Source organism: Streptomyces sp. NPDC104096 (assembly GCF_055584385.1).
Genome location: NZ_JBVJMD010000045.1, coordinates 45,040 through 63,893, shown reverse-complemented (window position 1 = coordinate 63,893; position 18,854 = coordinate 45,040). Strand labels below are relative to the sequence as shown.

Sequence of the window (18,854 nt, the reverse complement as noted above, 5' to 3'; positions counted from 1 at the left end):
GGCCGCCCGGACTCTGTCCGTTCGGGAGGAGGCGTCCCGCGCCGGTCCCCAGTCGACCACCGACTGCGCACGCGTCCCAGGCGGTTCCACCGGCAGAACTACCGTCCGTCATACTTCTGCCGGAGGGCTCGCGTCCGGACGAGCCGCACGAGTCGGATGATCGGGGGGCGCCGACGTGCGCGGTGGCACGCCGTCCACGGAGGACTTCGGGCAGCGGCTGCGCTTCCTGCGGGCTCGCGCCGGACTGAGCCAAGAGGCGCTGTCGCACGCCGCCGGGGTGAGCGTCAGGGCGCTGGCCGACATGGAGCGCGGGCGTACCCGCGGGCCGCAACGCCGTACGGTCGAGGCGCTGGCCCGGGCCCTGGGACTGGACGGCGACGAGACGTCGGGGCTGGAAGCGGCCGCCGCGCCGGGGCGGCCACGCCCTCGGACGGCCGAAGGGTCGGCCGTGCCCGTCGCCTTGGCCCTGCCGCGCGACATCCAGGACTTCACCGCCCGCGACGCGGCACTCGCCCGGCTGCTGGACCTGGCGCAGGACGCCGGTCCGGACCGGCCGTCGGTCAGCGTGGTCGCCGGCCAGCCGGGACTGGGCAAGACCGCGTTCGCGGTGCACGCCGCGCACCGTCTCGCCCCGTACTTCCCCGACGGGCAGCTCGCCCTGGACCTGCACGGCATGGATGCCGAACCGACCACTCCCCGTGACGCGCTGGCCCGGCTGCTGGGCGCCATGGGGATCGCCGACGCCGCGCTGCCGGCCGCCACCGACGACCGCGCGAGCCTGTGGCGCTCCCTGACCGCCGATCGACGACTGCTCCTGCTGCTGGACAACGCCACCGACGAGTCCCAGGTCGGCCCGCTGCTGCCCGGCACCGGCCCGTCGCTGACCCTCGTCACCAGCCGCCAGGCCCTGGCGGGTCTGACGTCCGTCCACCGCTGCGATCTGGCTCTGCTGCGGCGCGAGGAGGCGGTGGAACTGCTGACCCGGATCGTCGGGGCCGAGCGGGTGCGGGCCGAACCGCAGGCCGCGCGCGACCTCGCCGATCTGTGCGGGCATCTGCCCCTCGCCGTGCGGATCGCCGGACAGCGCCTCCTCAGCCGCCCGCACGAGCGCCTGGGCAAGCTCGTCGCCCGACTCGCGGCCGAGGGCAGGCGCCTTGACGGCCTCCAGGCCGGAAGCCTGCGGATACGGGCCGCCTTCGCGCTCTCGTACCGCCAACTGTCCGCGGAATCAGCGACGTTCCTGCGTCGCGCCGCGCTCGCGGCCGGGGCGGACTTCAGTCCGGAGACCGGTGCGCTCCTGGCCGGGCTGCCGTACGACGAGGCGGTCGCCTGCGCCGAGGAACTGACCGACGCCGGGCTGCTCCAGAGCGATCCCATCGCCGAGCGCTACCGGTTCCACGACCTGCTCAGGCTCTACGCCGCCGAGCAGGTCGAGGCCGAGGACGGTCCCGCGGTCCGCGACACCGCCCTCGACCGGACCGCGCACCGGATGCTGTGCCGGGCCACCGCCGCCGCGCTGCACTTCGACGTCGACCACGACCGGACGGCGCCCTCCGGCGACCCCGACCCGGACGGAGCGCCCGCCACCCGGCAGGAGGCGCGGGCCTGGCTGGAGGCCGAGCGGGCCCAGTGGCTCGCCGCGCTGCGCCGGGCCCACGACACCGGCCGGCACCGGCAGGTCGTGGACACGGCGGAGGCGATGCACTGGTTCTCCGACCTCAACCAGCACTGGGAGCAGTGGGTGGAGGTGTTCCAGCGCTCCTCCGACTCCGCCCGCGCACTGGGCAGCAGGCGGGAGGAGGCGGTCCACCTCAACTACCTCGCCTGGGCCCACAACCTCTGCGTCCACGACCCGAGGGCCGCCCTGGTCTCCGCCGACGCCGCCCTGGTGGCCGCCCGCGACAGCGGGGACGGACTCCAGGAGGGCTGGGCGCTCGGCTACGGCGCGGGGGCCCTGCAACGACTGGGCCGGACGGAAGAGGCCCGCACGCGACTGCACGAGGCGGCCCGCCGCCTCGCCTCGCAGGAGTCCCCGCAGGCCAGGCTGGCCGAGCTGACCATCCTCAACACCCTGGGCACCCTGCTGCGCGAGACCGGCCGGGCGGCGGAAGCCCTGGACATCCACCGCCGCAGCGAACAGATCTGCCGGGCGGGTGTCCCGGGCCGTACGGACGAGCTGATCGCGCTGTACCACGCGGTCGCCCGACAGCAGATCGGCAACGACCTCGCGGCCCTGGAGCGCTGGCACGAGGCCGAGCCGCCGCTGCGGCAGGCCCTCGCCTCCTTCGAGGCCGCGGAGATGCCGGCCTGGGCCGAACAGGCTCGGCTCGATCTGGGGCAGGTGCTCGGCGCGCTGGGGCACCCGGAAGCCCGTCGGACCCTGGTCGCCGCCCACGACGCCCTCGCCGTGCTGCGAAGCCCACGACAGGACGAGGCCGCCACCGCGCTCGCCGCGCTCGACCGGGCCGCCACGGGCGGCTGAGGCGGCACCGGCCGTGCGCGTCGGCTGCCGTCTCCGTCCCCCCGGACGACCCGAGGCCCGGCCGGCCCGGCCCGTACACCGGGAGCCCGGACCTGCGATGATCGGTTCATGCGTGCGGCCAGGCTCCTCTCCCTCGTTCTCCTGTTGCAGAACCGGGGCAGGCTGACGGCCGACGAGCTCGCGCGGGAGCTGGGTGTCTCGACCCGGACCGTCTACCGGGACATGGAATCGCTGAGCAGCGCGGGCATTCCGGTCTACGGGGACGCCGGGCACCGTGGCGGCTACCAGCTGCTCGGCGGCTACCGGACCCGGCTCACCGGACTGCACGCCGACGAGGCCGAGTCGCTGTTCCTGGCCGGGATGCCCGGAGCGGCGGACGACCTGGGGCTGGGCGAGGTGCTCGCGGCGGCCCAGCTGAAACTGACGGCGGCGCTCCCGGCGCCCCTGCGGGACCGGGCCGGCCGGATCCGTGAGCGCTTCCACCTCGACGCTGTCGGCTGGTACCGGGACCAGGACTCCCCGCCGGCTCTCGTGGCCCTCGCCGATGCCGTGTGGAACCAGCGGCGGATCCGGGTGCGCTACCGCCGCTGGGCCGAGCCGCAGGAGGTCGAGCGCGAACTCGACCCCTACGGCCTGGTCCTCAAGGCGGGCGTCTGGTACCTCGTGGCGGCGGTGGACGGCACGGTGCGGACGTACCGGGTGTCGTCGATCCTGCGCCTGGACGTCCGCGAGGACGGCTTCGAACGCCCCGACGGCTTCGACCTGATGGCCCACTGGCAGGACTACCTCACCGCCTACGACGCCCGCAGGCTGCGGCTTCAGGCCTCCGTGCGCATCGCTCCGGCACTGCTCGCCGCACTGCCGGACCGCTTGGACGCGGTACTGGTCCGCGCCGTCGAGGCCTCGGCGGGTCCGCCGGACGGTGACGGCTGGGTGACGGCGACCGTGCCGCTGGAGTCGGTCGACCTGGCGGTGCCCACACTGCTGTCGCTGGGGCCGGACATCGAGGTGCTCGCCCCCGAGGAGCTGCGCCGCAGGGTCGCGGAGACGGCCGCGGCCGTGCTCGACCGGTACCGGCCGGCGGCCCCGCCGGGCCGGGCGGCCGGTGACCTCAGCAGCAGTCCGGCCGACACGGTCGCCGACAGCGCGAGGGCGGCGAGGACCGCGAAGCCGTAGCGCGTGTCGGTGTGGTCGGTGACCGTCGCGACCAGGAACATCACTCCGACCGTGGCCGCCAGCCCGCCACCGTTCGCCAGCCCGAAGGCCCGGCCCACCGAGGCGTCGTCGGCCGAGGCCATCAGCATGGTCCGGGAGGCGATCCGGGCCTGCCCGAAGAAGAACGCACCCAGGGGCACCCCGACGAGGTATCCGGCGATCCCGAACCGGCTCTGCAGTACGAGGCCGACACTGACGAGCAGAAAGCCGACGACGGCGATACGAAGGTCCGTACTGCGTGTGCTGACGATCCGGTAGGCACCGGTGGCCGCGAGGAACCCGAGGCTCCCGAGGGCGTCAACGACCCCGAACATTCCGGCGCCCAGGTGGAGTTCACTGAGCACGGCGGTGGGCAGCAGCGCGTTGAAGACGGTGACGACCACGCTTCCCTGGGCGTAGAGCAGGATGAAGTGACGCATCCGCAGCGGAGTCCGCGCGGCCGCCCGGGCCTGCGTCCGCTCCCCGTCGACGGGGGCCGCGGACATCCGGTCCGGACGACGTCCCACCGCGGCGACGCAGAGCGCCGAGACCATGAACGTCCCGGCGTTGAACACCAGCAGCGGCAGGGCGCCGAACGCCTGGACACACAGCCCGCCGACCGTCGCCGACAGCAGCATCCCCGCCTGGGTCCCCATCTCGTAGCGGGCGTTGAACCGTCGCAGCCTGTCCGCGGGAATCCGTTCCTTGATCAGTGCGGAGCTGGCCGGAAAGAACAGGGCACCGATCACGGCGAGCGCCAGATTGGCGCCGTAGATCCCGGAACCCGGGGCGCCGCCGCAGGCCAGCCACAGCGGCAGCCCGAGGGCCAGTGCCGCGCTGGTGACATCGCAGCCGATCCACAGCGTCCGCCGGTCGAAACGGTCGGCCAGGCGGCCGAAGAACGGTGAGAGCAGGGCCTGTGGTCCGGCGACGGCGATGAACAGCCAGCCGACGGCCATCATGGTCTGCTGCTCCCTGATCAGGAGCAGCGCTCCGACGACGAGCTGGACGTTGTTGCCGAGAGCGGTGGCGAAGGCGGCGGGCACGAGCAGCCGTTCCGCCCGGCGGGAGTGGTGACCGAGGATCATGGGCACCACTGTCCGGAGCTTCACTGACATCTTGTGTCAGTGAAGCTGGGCAGCCGCCGGGCGACCGCCTCGAGTCCGCCGGGCGTCTGCGGCGCAACCCGCGTGCGGCGCTGCGTGTGCGTGGTCATCCGCTTGAAGGTGGGCCGGCCGTACGGCACGGCGCTCGACATCGGCGGCCAGGACATGGCCCCGCGGGCCATGGTGTCGGGTCCGGCCGGACCAGCCCGGGGTCGTTCTGAGCCGCGCCCGGCGGGTCGCTCACTGATACTGATGAAATGGGGAAACTTGGGCGATCCGTCCCGGCGGGCCGACGGGGCGGCCGTGTGCCGCCGAAGGCCGTGCCGTCGGAGGCCGGCCCGGAGACCCGTCGCCGATCGGCCGGCGGGCGTGTGCGGTCGTGGCTGTCTCCGCGCAGTGTCGCCGGCCAGGTCTTCCTGTTGCAGCTCGTGGTCGTCCTGCTGCTCATCGCCACGGCCGTGGTGGTGCTGGTGTTCCAGGACCGCAACCGCGCGATCGATGACGCCGCCGAACGGTCACTGGTGGCGGCGGAGTCGTTCGCGAACGCCCCGGGCACCGCGGAGGCGATGAAGAGCGACGACCCGACCGCGGCACTCCAGCCGCACGCCGAGGCGGTCCGCAAGAAGACCGGCGTCGACTACGTCGTGGCGCTCAGCCCCTACGGCTTCCGGTGGACCCACCCGGACCCCAAGCAGATCGGGAAGCACGTCTCCACCTCCTACGGCCAGGCGCTCGAGGGCGAGCCCCACCAGACCACGTTCGACAGCAGTCTGGGCAAGGCGGTCGACTCGACGGTGGCCGTCTTCGACGAGAAGGGGACCGCCGTCGGGCTCATCACCGTGGGGGTCACGGTGGACAAGGTGACCAGTGTGGTGCAGGACCAGCTCCCGGTGATCTTCGCGGCGGGCGGGGTCGCGCTGCTGCTGGCCGCGGGCGGGTCGGCCCTGGTCAGCGGGCGCCTGCGGCGCCAGACCGGAGGCCTGGGGCCGGTGGAGATGACCCGCATGTACGAGCACCACGACGCGGTGCTGCACGCGGTCCGTGAAGGCGTGATCATTCTGGACGGTGACGGGAAGCTGCTGCTGGTCAACGACGAGGCGCGTCGGCTGCTCGCACTGCCGCCGGAGGCCGAGGGCAGGCCGGTCACCGAAACCGGCCTGAGTCCGGCCCTGGTCGCACTGCTGGGATCGGGCCGGGCGGTCACGGACGAGGTCTTCCTGGCCGGCGACGTCCTGCTCGCGGTCAACCTGCGGCCGGTGGGCCTGAAGGGGGGCAGTGTGGCCACCCTGCGCGACACCACGGAGCTGCGCGCCCTCGCGGGCCGGGCGGACGTGGCGGGCGGGCGCCTGCAACTGCTCTACGAGGCCAGCACGCGCATCGGTACCACCCTCGACATGACCCGCACCGCCGAGGAACTGGCCGAGGTGGCGGTCCCGCGCTTCGCCGACTTCGCCACGATCGAGCTGTCGGAGCCCGTGCTGCGCGGCAGTGAACCGACGGGGGCGAGCATGGAGATGCGCCGCATCGCGGCCGCGGGCATCCGCCACGACGCGCCCCTCTACGCCGTCGGGACGCTGATGCAGTACGTGCCGGGCAACCCCGTGGCCATCGGTATGACCAGTGGCCGGCCGGTCCTGCTGTCGAACCTCGCCACGGTCGACGGATGGCGGGACCAGGATCCGGAGCGGGCCCGGCTGATCACCGAATACGGCATCCACTCGATGATCTCGGTGCCGCTCCAGGCGCGGGGCCAGTTGCTGGGGGTCGTGGAGTTCTGGCGCTCGGAGCAGGACGCCTTCGAGTCGGACGACCTGTCCCCGGCCGAGGAACTCGCCGCCCGGGCGGCCGTGTGCATCGACAACGCGCGCCGCTACACCCGCGAGCACACCACGGCCGTCACCCTCCAGCGCAGCCTGCTGCCCGGCGCGCTGCCCGAACTGTCCGCCCTGGAGGTCGGGCACCGGTACCTGCCCGCCCAGGCGGGGGTGGGCGGCGACTGGTACGACGTCATCCCGCTGCCGGGCGCCCGGGTGGCCCTGGTGGTCGGCGACGTCGTCGGACACGGTCTGCACGCCGCCGCGACGATGGGCCGCCTGCGGACCGCGGTACACAACTTCGCCGCCCTGGACCTGCCTCCGGACGAGCTCCTCGGGCATCTGGACGACCTGATCACCCGGATCGACCAGGACGCGGCGGCCGAGGGCAACACCGAGGCCGTCACCGGTGCCACCTGCCTGTACGCGGTCTACGATCCGGTCACCGGGCAGTGCGTCCTCGCCCGTGCCGGGCATCCCGGCCCGGCGCTGGTCTCGCCCGACGGCCGCGTCACCTTCCCCGACACCCCTGTCGCCCCGCCCCTGGGCGCGGGCGCGGGCCTGCCGGTCGAGACGGCCGAACTCCTGCTGGTCGCCGACAGCCGGCTGGTCCTGTACACCGACGGCCTGGTCGAGGCCCGCGGCCGTGACATCGACATCGGGCTGGAGATGCTGCGGGAGGCGCTCGCCGGTACGGACAACGCCACCCCGGACGACACCTGCCGAATGGTGCTCGACGCGATGCTGCGCACCAGGTCCAGTGACGATGTCGCCCTGCTCGTCGCACGCACCCGGCTGCTCGACCTGGACCAGGTCGCGGAATGGGAGGTGCCCCACGACCCCGCGGCCGTGTCCCGGGTACGTGCCGAGGCCATCCGCAGGCTGGAGGCCTGGGGGCTGGGCGAGGCCGCCTTCACGACCGAGCTGATCCTCAGCGAGCTGGTGACGAACGCCGTCCGGTACGGAGCCAGCCCCATCAGTCTGCGGCTGCTGCGCGACGGCGACAGCCTGATCTGCGAGGTCGCCGACGGCAGCAGCACCTCCCCGCACCTGCGCCGAGCGGCCTTCACCGACGAGGGGGGCCGTGGACTGTTCCTCGTCGCGCAGCTGTCCCGCCGCTGGGGGACCCGGTACACCGACCGAGGCAAGATCATCTGGGCTGAGCAGGCGCTCGACGCCGGAGCTCCCGGGGACCTGAGCGGCCTGCTGATGGCGGACCTGTGAAACGGGACGGGAACCGGACCGCCGCACCTCCCGGGGGTGTGCGGCGGTCCGGGGCGTTCAGGAGCCGTTGTCGACCGTGAAGTACGGGATCTTGGCCGGGTCCTGCCCGAAGGCGGCCCCGAGATAGACGGCCGACAGCTTGGTGAGCGTCCCGTCGTCGATCAGCTGCCTGATGATGAGGTCCACGTCGTGCCGGTTGGGTGAGCCCTTCGGGTACAGGGCGCCATAGCCCTGGTCGGTCCGGTACTGGCCCACGAGGCGCACCCTGCCTTCCCGCTTCTGGGGATACGCCAGCAGGATCGTCGTGTCGTGGATGACCGCGTCGATGCGGCCCTCCTCCAGCGCCGTGACCATCTCGGGGTCGTTGGCGAAGGAGGTGACGGGCTTGGTCGGCTTGAGGCGGTCCTTGACGAACTCCTCGCCCGTGGTGCCCTCGGCCACTCCGATGCGGACGTCACGGAGGTTGTCCTCGTCGATCTTCTCACCGTCCCTGATCAGCACCCCCAGGGTCGAGGAGAGGTAGGGCTCGGAGAACTCGGCGACCTTGCTCCGCTCGGGGGTGATGGTGATCTGCGCCAGGGCCAGGTCGAAGTCCTTGCTCTTGCCGGACACGATGTCGGGAAAGGGGGTGTTCAGCACCTTCACCCGGTCGAGTCCGGACCGGTAGGCGATGTTGGCGGCCATGCAGTACTCGTAGCCGCTCTTGACGGAGTCCGGCGTGTCGCCGTTCCACCAGCCGGGCGCCGGCAGGGTCGTCCTGACCGTGAGGGCGCCCGCGGTCCGGGGGGACAGGTGGAACTCCCCGTAATGTCCTGACACGTCGCAGTCGCCGTAGTGGGCGTTCGCGGACGCCGACCCGCCGTGGTCACAAGCCGATGTCGCGACGATGAGCGCCCCGCTGACAGCCAGGGAGACGATCGCTGCCGCGGCGCGCATCATTGCACCTCCGGTAGGGGCATCCTCCTTGAGTCACCATAAATCACCATGAACCATACGACCGCCGGAGCCGCGGGGGAGGACTCCGGGAGTGCGGTCGGGTCACCCGTCCTCGACGACGGAGGCACGACGGCAGCCGCCCACCGGCCGCCGCCTGCCCGGCCTCGCTTCAGGTGCCGGTGTGCCCGCCCGGATCGGCGTGCGGCGTCTTCTCCTCGCCGATCCGCCGAACGGGTGGTCGCGCAGACCGGCCCCCGGGCGTCAGGCGAAGCGGACGGGCAGGGTGCGGGTGCCGCGGATGAGCAGTCCCGGCAGCCACTCCAGCGCGGCCGGGCGGGTGTCCAGAGCGAGCTCCGGACAGCGTTCCAGCAGGGAGCGCAGGGCGATCCGGCCCTCCAGGCGGGCCAGGGGCGCGCCGATGCAGTAGTGGATGCCGTGGCCGAATCCGAGGTGGCCGCGGGCCTCGCGACGGATGTCGAAGGTGTCGGGGTTCTCGTAGCGGTCCGGGTCGCGGTGGGCGGCGGCGAGCGAGACGAGCACCGGTTCCAGGGCGGGGATGACGGTGCCGGCGATCTCGACGGGCTCGGTGGTGCAGCGGTTGGTCGCCGACTCCAGTGGGCCGTCGTAGCGCAGCATCTCCTCGATGGCGCCGTCGAGCAGGTTCATGTCGGCCCGCAGCGCGGCGAGTTGTTCGGGGTGGGTGAGGAGGGCGCGCATCCCGTTGGAGATCAGGTTGACCGTGGTCTCGTGGCCGGCCACCAGCAACAGGAAGGCCATGCCGACGAGTTCGCCGGGTGACAGCCGGTCGCCGTCCTCCTCGGTGGTGCGGATCAGCGCGCTCATCAGGTCGTCGCCGGGAGTGCGCTGCTTGTTCTCGATCAACGACGCCAGGAACGAGCCGAGTTCACCGAAGGCCCGGAAGGCCGCCTCCTCGCTGGTGGGCGCAACGACCTCGTTGGACCAGCGCCGGAACTCCGCGCGCTCCATGTCGGGCACGCCCAGCAGTTCGCAGATGACGGTGATGGGCAGCGGGTAGGCCAGCGATTCCACCAGGTCGGCCCGCCCGCCGGGCCGCTTCAGCATGGTGTCCAGCAACTCGTCGGTGATCTCCTGGACGCGCGGGGCCAGCGCCTCGACCCGGCGCGGGGTGAACTCGCGGCTGACGAGCCTGCGCAGCCGGGTGTGCTCGGGCGGATCGGAGATCAGCATGTGACGCCCGATCAGATCGGCGTCGTAGACGTCCCAGCCCAGCTTCCGCATGTCCTTGGACAGCCGTGGGTCGGCGAGCGCGGCCCGCGCCTCCTCATGGCCGACGATCAGCCAGAACTCCCCGCCCCCGGCATCGCGCACCTTGTGCACCGGCCCCTGCTCGCGCAGTCCGGCGAGGAACGGGTGCGGGTCGGCGGTGAAGCGCTCGCCGTAGGCCGTCAGGTCGATGATGTCCATGCGTGTCCCCGTCGCCGTGGCGCTTGTCGATCTTCCTGTCCCCCGCACGCTAACCCGGCCGCCGTCGGCGGCGCGTCGTCCACGAGGACGATGGCCGGAAAGCGGCCCCGACCGGCGCCGGGCCGGGTGTCACGGGGCGTCGTGGAAGATCACGCCGAGGACGTGCCGCTGACCGTCGTGCACCGTGCTCACCCCGTGGCGCAGCATGAAACGGCTCCAGCCCCGCGCCGAAGGGACCGGACGATCGTGCACCGCGAAGATCAGCCCCTGCCCCTGACCCGGCCGCTTCACCACCGGACGGGACTGGGCGCGCGGACGCTGCTCGACGAAGACGCTCTCACCGCCCGTGAAATCGACGTCGGGACGGTCCAGCATCACCGCCACCTGGAGCGGGAACGTCAGCTCGCCGTAGACGTCCTGGTGCAGGCAGTTGTAGTCGCCCGGGCCGTAGCGCAACAGCAGGGGAGTGGGCCGCAGTTGTCCGGCCGCGGCGCACGCCGCCGTCAGTTCGGCGTGGGTCCGCGGGAACCGGGGCCGGTCCAGACGCTCCGCCCACTGGTTGGCGATCCGGGCCAGCGGCGGATACAGCTGTCCGCGCAGGGCGGCCACCACCGGAGGCAGCGGGGCGGCGAAATAACGGTAGCGGCCGCTGCCGAAACGGTGGCGGCCCATGTCGACGGTGCTGCGGAACGCCTCGTCCCGGTCGAACAGCGCGCGCAGCTCCTCGCAGGCGCTCGGCGAGAGCAGGGGCGGGGTGACGGCGACGCCCTCGGCGTCCAGCGCCTTGGTCAGCGCGGACCAGTCCAGCGCGTCCACGGCGGGCAGTTCGACGGTGTCGTCGGTGCCCGCGTCGGGCGCGGTGGGGGTGCGGCCGTGCTCCAGGCCCGGCAGATGTGGGGTGTGGTAACTGGTCACTCTCGGCTCCGCGGTCGTGGAAGGAGACGGGCGCCGGAGGCGGGGGATCGCTCCGGCGCCCGCCGGTTCAGAGGGAGGCCGCGGGTGTGCCGCCGGACTCCAGGTCGAGCAGGAACCGCTTGGCCGCGACACCACCGGCGTAGCCGGTCAGGCGACCGCCCGAGCCGACGACCCGGTGGCAGGGGAGCACCACGCACAGGGGGTTCGCGCCCAGCGCGGTGCCCACGGCCCGGGCGGCTCGCGGCCGCCCGAGCGCGGCGGCCAGCTCGGCGTACGTGCCCGTCACCCCGTACGGGAGGAGGCTGTCCAGCCGTTCCACGGTCGTGCGGCTGAACGGTGTGGCCAGGCGAAGGTCCATGGGTACGGTGAACGCGCGGCTGCGGCCTTCGAGGTACGCGTCCACCTGACGGCCCGCCTCCTCGATGATCCGCAGCTGGTCGGGGGCCGCGGCGTCGGCGTCCACGGCGGTGAGGCCACCGCGGGCGATCCGGGCCACCGCCTGCTCGCGGTCGTCGAAGGCGCACAGCACCAGCGCGTCGTCGGTGGCCGCGAGGGTCAGGGAGCCCAGCGGGGTCCGGTGCGAGGCGAGTGCCGCGGTGGGTGGGGTGCGCATGGATGGACCTTTCTGCGGTGCTGTGTGGTGCTCTGCGGGTGCGCCGGGTCGGACGGCGCGGGGTCGGCCGGTGCCGGGTCACACGGTGAGGGGCCGGCAGCTCTTGCAGGCCCGGTAACCCGCCTCGCGGGCGTCGTGCGCGGTGCGGAAGTGCACCCGGTGTCCGGGAGTGATGCGGCGGGCGTGGGCGCAGGTCGGGTGGCAGTAGATGAACGTGGTGTCGCTGCCGAGGAAGACCGCGCCGGCCCGGGACAGCTCCGTCACCCGGCGCATGTCGATGTGCTCGGCCCGGCGCAGGGCCTCGCCCGTCTTCGGCAGGTACGCGGCGTCGCACGGCGCTCCGTTGTCGTGTGTGACCCGGTGGCACGGTATGAGCACGGCGACGGGGTTGGCCGCCAGCGCGTGCAGGACGTCGGAGGCCGAGGGCGGAGTCCCGGTGCCGGCCTCATGGGCGATCCAGCTCAGTGGCCGCAGCTGTCCGGCGGGGATGTTCCGTACGGCCTGGAGGACCGCGCGCTGCTCCTCGGGCAGCCCGGACAGGTCGATCGCCAGTCGGCGCGCCCGGCCCGTGCGCAGCGCGGGGATGAGCCCGGGCAACGGCTTGCTGCCCGGGATCGCCGACCGGCCGGTGCGCGCGCGGTGCAGTTCCTCGAAGGCGGTCGCGGTCAGGCCTGCCGAGTCCAGGCACGCACCGGTCACGGCCTGGGGGCTCGCGGCCACGAACAGCCCGCCCGCGGCGGTGTCGAGGTGCACGTAGCTGTCGTAGTGGTCCTCGGAGATGCCCACACGGCGCAGTACGCGCAGCGCGAAGTCCTCCGGTGCGGCCGGCGCGAGATCCGGCAGACGCCGCGCGACCGCGTCGTCCTTGCTTTCGTTCACATCGTCACCTCCTTCAGCGCTGTGGGCTCCGATTCGAGCAGGCGTCGCAGGCCGGCCAGCCCACGGGAGACCTGCGCCTTGGCGGTGCCGACGGCGCAGCCCTGCACCTCGGCGACCTCCGAATAACTCATTCCGATGACATGGTGGAGCACGACCGGTATGCGATGGTGCTCGGGTAACGCGGACAGTGCCGTGACCAGGCGTGACCGGTCCTCCGTCGTCGCCGCGCGCTCCTCCGGACCGGGGCTGCGGTCCGGCCAGACGTCCATGGTCTCCTCCACGGGCAGCCCGGCCGTGGCCGGGCGCCGTTTCCGGGTACGGACGTGGTTGCGCCACACGTTCGCCGCGATGGTCATCAGCCACGCCCGCGGACGCAGTTCACGACGCCGTGCGGGGGAGTAGTCCTGGAGGGCCGTGTAGGCGCGCAGAAACGTGTCCTGCCCCAGGTCGTCCGCCTCGGCGAAGGAGCCGGAGACGCGGTACAGGAACGCGTGCACCGCCCCGGCGTGCACCCGGACCAGCTCGGTGAAGCCGGCTTCGAGGTGCGCCGCCAGGAGATCGGTCAGCTGCTCTGCCTTGTCGTCCATCACTGAGACAAACACCGTCCGGGCGCAGGGTGTTGCAGGCATACGGGAGCGGTCATCGGTGGACGACCGGAGCGTCCAGCGCCGGGCTGCCGACCATGACCGCCTGGTACAGGCGCCGCATCCGCGGGACGGGCTCGATCCCCAGGGTGTCGCCGAGCGCCCGGCGCAGCCCGTGGAAGACGTCACCGGCGCGTTTGCGCTCGCCGGAGCGGTAGAGCGCGACCATCAGCTGAGCGTGCACGTTCTCGTGGGTGGGGTGGCGCGCGGCCAGGTCACTGAGCTCGTCGACCAGCTCACGATGCCTGCCGAGCGCCAGATCGGCCTCTATGCGCTGTTCCAGGACACCTTGCCGGGTCTCCGCCAGTTCCGCCAGGTGCGGTGAGCTGAGGGGGCCCGCGCTGACGTCGGACAGTGCGGGCCCGCGCCACTGCGCGAGCGCCAGGGTGAACATCTCCGACGCCGTCCGGTGGTTCCCCGCGGCGGTCGCCAGCCGTCCCAGCCGGGTCAGCTCCGTGAACCGGAAGCGGTCGAAATCGGTCGTCTCGAGGGTGAGCTGATAGCCCTGGTTCCTGGTCAGGAGCAGATGGCTGCGGTCCCTGCGGGGGCCGCGCAGGGCCTGCCGTATGTGGAGCACGTAGGTCTGGAGCGTGGACATCGCGCTCTTGGGGGGAGTCGAACCCCACAGCTCGGTGATGCAGTCGCTGGCCCGCACCATCTGGGGCGTGTGCAGCATCAGAAATGCGAGGAGCTGGCGCGGTTTCGGCGCGCTCGGGACCAGATTTTCCTCCGTATCGGACAGTAAGAGCGGGCCGAGAACACCTGAGTTCATGAAGAGTTCCTATCCCCGTCATGTGGTCACACTTCGAACTGGCATTCTATTTTTCGTCAGCAAGGCTAAAGGGAGGCCGTATAGGTGTCAAACGGATAAGTGGGCGGTATTGAACCGGGTCGGTCGGCCGGTTTTTTCCTCTCGGTATTCAGGAAGGCGGAGGCGGTCCGGCGGTCATTCGCCGGCCGCTCCGCCTTGTCGTTCATCACTGAGACGAACACCGTCCTGGGGGCAGGGTGTTGCAGACGGGTGGGAGCGGTCGAGGAGGGACCGCCGGAACGTCCGGCGCCGAGCCGCGGCGAGGGTGCCGGACCGAAGGGCGGCCGATGGTGAATCGAATTGATCGGCCGGTTCTTTCTCAAGGTATTCAGGAGGGCAGTCCGGCGGCTATTTGATCAGCGGCGTCCGGGCCGTAGGTGCACCGGACACGGGCCGCCAGCCGTTTTGGCACCAACGGGTAACCCTGCGCGTCGGGCGATTCGAGCGCGGCCGCCGCCAGGGCGCACCCGAGTTGCGCCCCGCGTTCGGCGGACCATCCCCGGACGGCCCCCGCCAGATAGCCGGCGCGGAACGCCTCGGCGGTTCCCGACGGATCGCCGCCCTGCGCCGCGCGCACCGCCTCGACCCGGGTCGCGGGGCGTCCGCGCCGCAGGACGGCCACCCCGCGCAGCCCGCGGGTGACGATCCAGGTGCCCACCCGGTCGAGCAGTTCCGCGTCGCCCCATCCGGTGAGTTCACGCAGCAGCGGTACGTCGAACTCGTCCGTGAAGGCGTAGCGGGCCCCGTCGACGAGTCTGCGCGCCTGACGGCCCGTGAGGCGGGACAGCCGGTCGCCGGGGTCGGCGGCGAAGGGGATGCCGAGCCGCCTGCACTCCTCGGTGTGCCGCACCATGGCCTCGATGTCCCCCGCCGCCACCACCACGAGCCCCAGCCCACCGATACGGCGTGCGGCCGGCAGCAGGGTGATGCGCCGGGCCTCCGTCTGCGCGCCGTCGTACGACAGCCTGAGCCGGCCGTCCTCGGTGTCCCTGATCTCCACCGCCCGGGCCGTGTCCAGTTCCTCGCTGACGTGCACGAGTTCGAGGTCCACGCCGTACGACAGCAGGGAGCGGCCGTAGTCGGCGAAGTCCTTGCCGACCGCCCCGGCCAGGAGCGGGCGCAGGGCGAGACGGCCCAGTCCCACGGCGATGTTGGCGCCCGCCCCGCCACGGCGCATGTGCAGGGTCTCGGCGCGCACCGCCGCGGCCCCGCGGCCCATCGCCGTGCCGTCGGTGAGCCGGCCCGCGACGGTCAGCACCTGGTCGGTCGCGATGGCGCCGGTCACGGCTATACGCATGGTGATCAACTCCTAGGGAGACCGGGCCCGGCAGGAGGCGACGACGCGGCCCCGGACCAGGTGGTCCGGGGCCGCGTTCGGGCGGAGGCCTACCTCCGGGCGGCCCGGCGCAGCGCGTCGACGCGGTCGGTCCGCTCCCAGGTGAAGTCGGGCAGTTCGCGGCCGAAGTGCCCGTAGGCGGAGGTCTGGGTGTAGATGGGGCGCAGCAGGTCCAGGTCCCGGATGATCGCGGCCGGACGCAGGTCGAAGACCTCTGTCACGGCCTTCTCGATGGCGGCCTGAGGCACGGTGGCGGTGCCGAAGGTCTCGACGAAGAGACCGACGGGCTCGGCCTTGCCGATCGCGTAGGCGACCTGCACCTCGCAGCGGGAGGCGAGCCCCGCGGCGACGACGTTCTTGGCGACCCAGCGCATCGCGTAGGCGGCGGAACGGTCGACCTTGGAGGGGTCCTTGCCGGAGAAGGCGCCGCCGCCGTGGCGGGCGTAGCCGCCGTAGGTGTCGATGATGATCTTGCGGCCGGTGAGGCCGGCGTCGCCCATCGGGCCGCCGATCTCGAAGCGACCGGTGGGGTTGACCAGCAGGCGGTAGCCCTCGGTCTCCAGCTTGATGCCCTCCTGGGCCAGCTCGTCCAGGACGTGCTCGACGACGTGTTCGCGCACATCGGGGGTGAGCAGGGAGTCCAGGTCGATGTCGCTGGTGTGCTGCGAGGAGACGACGACGGTGTCCAGGCGCTTGGGCTTGCTGCCCAGGTACTCGATGGTGACCTGGGTCTTGCCGTCCGGGCGCAGATAGGGCACGGTCCCGTCGCGCCGCACCTCCGACAGCCGCCGCGACAGGCGGTGTGCCAGATGGATGGGCAGCGGCATGAGGCTGGGCGTCTCGTCGCAGGCGTAACCGAACATCAGACCCTGGTCGCCGGCGCCCTGGAGCGCCGGCCGGTCCTCCTCCGCCGCCGGGGCGCCGCCGACCCGCCGCTCGTAAGCGGTGTCGACGCCCTGGGCGATGTCGGGGGACTGGGCCCCGATGGAGACGGACACACCGCAGGAGGCGCCGTCGAAGCCCTTGGCGGAGGAGTCGTAGCCGATCTCCAGGACGGCTTCGCGCACGAGGGCGGGGATGTCGGCGTACGCGCTGGTGGTGACCTCGCCCGCGACATGGACCTGACCGGTGGTGATCAGGGTCTCCACCGCGACACGGGCCGTGGGGTCCTGGGCGATGAGGGCGTCGAGGATCGTGTCGCTGATCCGGTCGGCGAGTTTGTCGGGATGGCCTTCGGTGACCGATTCCGAGGTGAAGAGCCGGGCAGACATGAGAACTCCTGGTGTCGGGACGACGAGGCGTGCCTCAGGGTGTGCGGTGACGATCCGGGGCGGGGTCCACCGGAGAGGCGGCCGCGCCCGTGTACGTGGCGGGAGCGAGCGGATCCGCCGGCCGGCCGGGGCGCAGCCGGGCGTCCGTTGCCGCCGGGTGTGCCGTCATGCCGGTGCCTTCGTCAGGGTCTTGCCGGAACGCCGTCCGGAGGCGTCCGTGGCGGCGGGGGCCAGGGCCAGGACGGCCCGCGCGATGGCGTCGGAGTCGCCCAGGGTCACCGAGTTCACCCCGGGCCTGATGCCGGCCGCGGTAACCCAGTGCACCGCCTCCGTCGGCACCCCGTGGGCGAAGCGCCGGGGATGGCTGCGGCCGTAGGCGTCGACCAGGTGGTACGGGCGCTCGGTCACCTCGAGGCCGCCCGTCTCGTAACTCGTGCCGCACGCACCGGGGATGCGGAACGGACGGCACTGTCCCGTGGACAGCAGCCCGCGCAGCAGCGGATCGGAGGTCCGGCGCAGGTCCGGCGCCGGCAGGCGCGCCTCGACCAGCACCCTGGCGGGCACGGGGGCGCCGCCCACACCGTCCGACTCGGCGACGAACGCTCCCGCCGTACCGTCGACGCGCACCCGCATGCCCGGACCGATCAGGTCCAGGACACCCGCCTCGACCAGCGCGATCAGCTCCTCGATGCGGGAGAAGGGCGGTCCGATCGACAGGAAGGCGTTGAGCGGGGTGTACCAGTCCTCCACCTCGTCCCGGTAGGAGGTGCCGTCCAGCCCGCCGTGGTCGATGGCCAGCCGCACCTCGTTGCGCAGATCGCGCAGCACGTCCAGCGCCGCCTTGAGCGGCCCGCTCACATTGCCCGCCCGGGCCTCGCGCACGTCCTGGCGCAGATGCTCCAGCATCCAGCGGCGGAACTCCGCCCGGTCGCCGAACTCCAGGTCGCCGTGCGGCCGGAAGACCCGGTCCCAGGTCCACCGCTCATCGCGTGCGATGCCGTACGCGTCGAGCAACTCGTCGGCCGGCGCCGGGTCTTCGGGCAGCGAGACGAACCGCTCGACGAACTCCCCCCGTTCGGCCTCCCGGCCGCGGGCGGTGAGCAGCGCCCCGTAGTAGACGCTCTCCACCTCCCGGGTGATCAGCGGCCACAGGTCGATGCCGAAGTACACCCGCTCACCGTCCACCGCGCGCTTGCGCAGCGCCGAGACCACCTCCTCGGTCAGCACCCGCGGCTCGTGACGGCCGTGCGCGCCCTTCTCGTTGGCGCCCCGTGCGTGGTACGGGATGCCGCGCCGGGAGCCCGCCACGATGCGCGGCTCCCGTCCGGAGGGGCGGTACACGAGACGCCCGTCCACCCGGTCGAAGCGGCCACCGCGCCCCAGGGTCAGCAGCGCCGTGTGGTCGAAGAAGTTCAGGCCGAGCCCGCGCAGCAGCACCGTCTCGCCGGACCGCACGTCCGACAGGTCCAGGTCGGCCGGGTTGGCCGGCAGGACGTGCAGCAGCCCGTGGGCCCGTGCGCGCTGCGCGAGCCGCCGCTCGGCCGTGGAGACGTCGATCGGCACATGTCCCTGGGAGAGAACGACCGCGTCGAGGCCGTCGAGGACCTCCCCGTCGGACAGGACGACCTGCTGCGCGCCGTCCTCGGGCCGCTCCCGCAGGACCACGGCCCGGGCCCGGTGCACCCGTATCCGTACGTGCGGCGGGGCGTCGGACACCAGCCGGGCGAAGACGTCCTCCAGATAGCGGCCGTAGAAGGCCCGGGACGGGTAGTCGTCCGGGCCGAGCCGCCGGGCCTCGGCGAGTTCGGCCTCGTCGTAGAGCGATGCCCCGCCGGGCCCGTCACCGAGCGTGCGCGCCCACTCGTACAGACTGGGTCCCGGTTCCACGGGACCGTCTATCTTCACGCTGGCGTCGGTGAACACGGTCACCTGTGAGGCGACGGTGTTCATCAGCAGCACCCGCGACTGTCCGGTGCGCCACACCCGCCCGGCTCCGGGACGGTAGGGGTCGACGACGTGCACGGTGACCGCCCGGTGGGCGGACGCGGCGCGTTCGTTGGCGCACAGCCGCTCCAGTACCGACAGACCGCGCGGTCCCGCGCCGACGAGGCACAGGTCGAGGTCATCGCTGGGCATAGGTGTACTCCATGGGTGTCAGGAGAGGGCTGGGACGGAGGGGCCGC

Annotated in this window: 13 protein-coding genes and 1 pseudogene; 3 read left to right on the top strand and 11 right to left on the bottom strand. The window is 72.5% G+C overall.

The window, feature by feature from the left end; genetic code table 11:
- The first annotated feature begins 175 nt into the window (after positions 1–175).
- Both ACZ60B_RS32545 and ACZ60B_RS32540 read left to right on the top strand, forming a co-directional pair.
- A complete protein-coding gene (locus ACZ60B_RS32545) occupies positions 176–2,482 on the top strand; it encodes a helix-turn-helix domain-containing protein (protein ID WP_469393382.1) in 2,307 nt (768 codons plus the stop codon).
- Between the two features lie 108 nt (positions 2,483–2,590).
- Complete coding sequence (locus ACZ60B_RS32540; RefSeq protein ID WP_469393380.1) at positions 2,591–3,658, top strand: helix-turn-helix transcriptional regulator; 1,068 nt, start codon at positions 2,591–2,593, stop codon at positions 3,656–3,658.
- 131 nt (positions 3,659–3,789) lie between these two features.
- Here ACZ60B_RS32540 and ACZ60B_RS32535 read toward each other — a convergent pair.
- Positions 3,790–4,764: pseudogene (locus ACZ60B_RS32535) on the bottom strand (MFS transporter); the annotation flags it as partial.
- A 275-nt stretch (positions 4,765–5,039) separates the two neighbouring features.
- On the opposite strand from ACZ60B_RS32535, the gene ACZ60B_RS32530 reads away from it, so the two are divergent.
- Positions 5,040–7,820 carry a SpoIIE family protein phosphatase gene (locus ACZ60B_RS32530; protein WP_469393378.1) on the top strand — a complete coding sequence of 927 codons (2,781 nt, stop codon included), beginning with the start codon at positions 5,040–5,042 and terminating at the stop codon, positions 7,818–7,820.
- A gap of 57 nt (positions 7,821–7,877) precedes the next feature.
- Here the strand turns inward: ACZ60B_RS32530 and ACZ60B_RS32525 are convergent, their stop codons facing one another.
- From ACZ60B_RS32525 to ACZ60B_RS32480, 10 genes are all read right to left on the bottom strand, one after another.
- On the bottom strand, positions 7,878–8,756 hold the full coding sequence (locus ACZ60B_RS32525) for an ABC transporter substrate-binding protein (protein WP_469393376.1): 879 nt from the start codon (positions 8,754–8,756) through the stop codon (positions 7,878–7,880).
- A 261-nt stretch (positions 8,757–9,017) separates the two neighbouring features.
- The gene (locus ACZ60B_RS32520; protein ID WP_469393374.1) at positions 9,018–10,202 is read right to left on the bottom strand and encodes a cytochrome P450 family protein; all 1,185 of its coding nucleotides are present in this window, start codon (positions 10,200–10,202) and stop codon (positions 9,018–9,020) included.
- A 129-nt stretch (positions 10,203–10,331) separates the two neighbouring features.
- Positions 10,332–11,117, bottom strand: coding sequence for a 2OG-Fe(II) oxygenase (locus ACZ60B_RS32515; protein ID WP_469393372.1), 786 nt, complete (start codon positions 11,115–11,117; stop codon positions 10,332–10,334).
- 67 nt (positions 11,118–11,184) lie between these two features.
- Positions 11,185–11,730: a methylated-DNA--[protein]-cysteine S-methyltransferase gene (locus tag ACZ60B_RS32510; RefSeq protein WP_469393370.1), complete on the bottom strand. Its 546-nt coding sequence runs from the start codon at positions 11,728–11,730 to the stop codon at positions 11,185–11,187.
- A 78-nt stretch (positions 11,731–11,808) separates the two neighbouring features.
- Complete coding sequence (locus ACZ60B_RS32505; protein WP_469393368.1) at positions 11,809–12,609, bottom strand: MGMT family protein; 801 nt, start codon at positions 12,607–12,609, stop codon at positions 11,809–11,811.
- Positions 12,606–13,196, bottom strand: a complete 591-nt coding sequence (locus ACZ60B_RS32500) for an RNA polymerase sigma factor (protein ID WP_469393366.1) — start codon at positions 13,194–13,196, stop codon at positions 12,606–12,608. Before ACZ60B_RS32500 ends, ACZ60B_RS32505 begins: the two co-directional genes overlap by 4 nt.
- Before the next feature lie 52 nt (positions 13,197–13,248).
- A complete protein-coding gene (locus ACZ60B_RS32495; protein ID WP_469393363.1) occupies positions 13,249–14,025 on the bottom strand; it encodes an AfsR/SARP family transcriptional regulator in 777 nt (258 codons plus the stop codon).
- A 367-nt stretch (positions 14,026–14,392) separates the two neighbouring features.
- Positions 14,393–15,361 (bottom strand): PfkB family carbohydrate kinase, encoded by a 969-nt coding sequence (locus tag ACZ60B_RS32490; protein ID WP_469393361.1) that lies wholly within the window; start codon positions 15,359–15,361, stop codon positions 14,393–14,395.
- 89 nt (positions 15,362–15,450) lie between these two features.
- Positions 15,451–16,671 (bottom strand): methionine adenosyltransferase, encoded by a 1,221-nt coding sequence (gene metK, locus ACZ60B_RS32485; RefSeq protein WP_469393359.1) that lies wholly within the window; start codon positions 16,669–16,671, stop codon positions 15,451–15,453.
- A gap of 165 nt (positions 16,672–16,836) precedes the next feature.
- Positions 16,837–18,807: an FAD/NAD(P)-binding protein gene (locus tag ACZ60B_RS32480; protein WP_469393357.1), complete on the bottom strand. Its 1,971-nt coding sequence runs from the start codon at positions 18,805–18,807 to the stop codon at positions 16,837–16,839.
- Between the last annotated feature and the right edge of the window lie 47 nt (positions 18,808–18,854).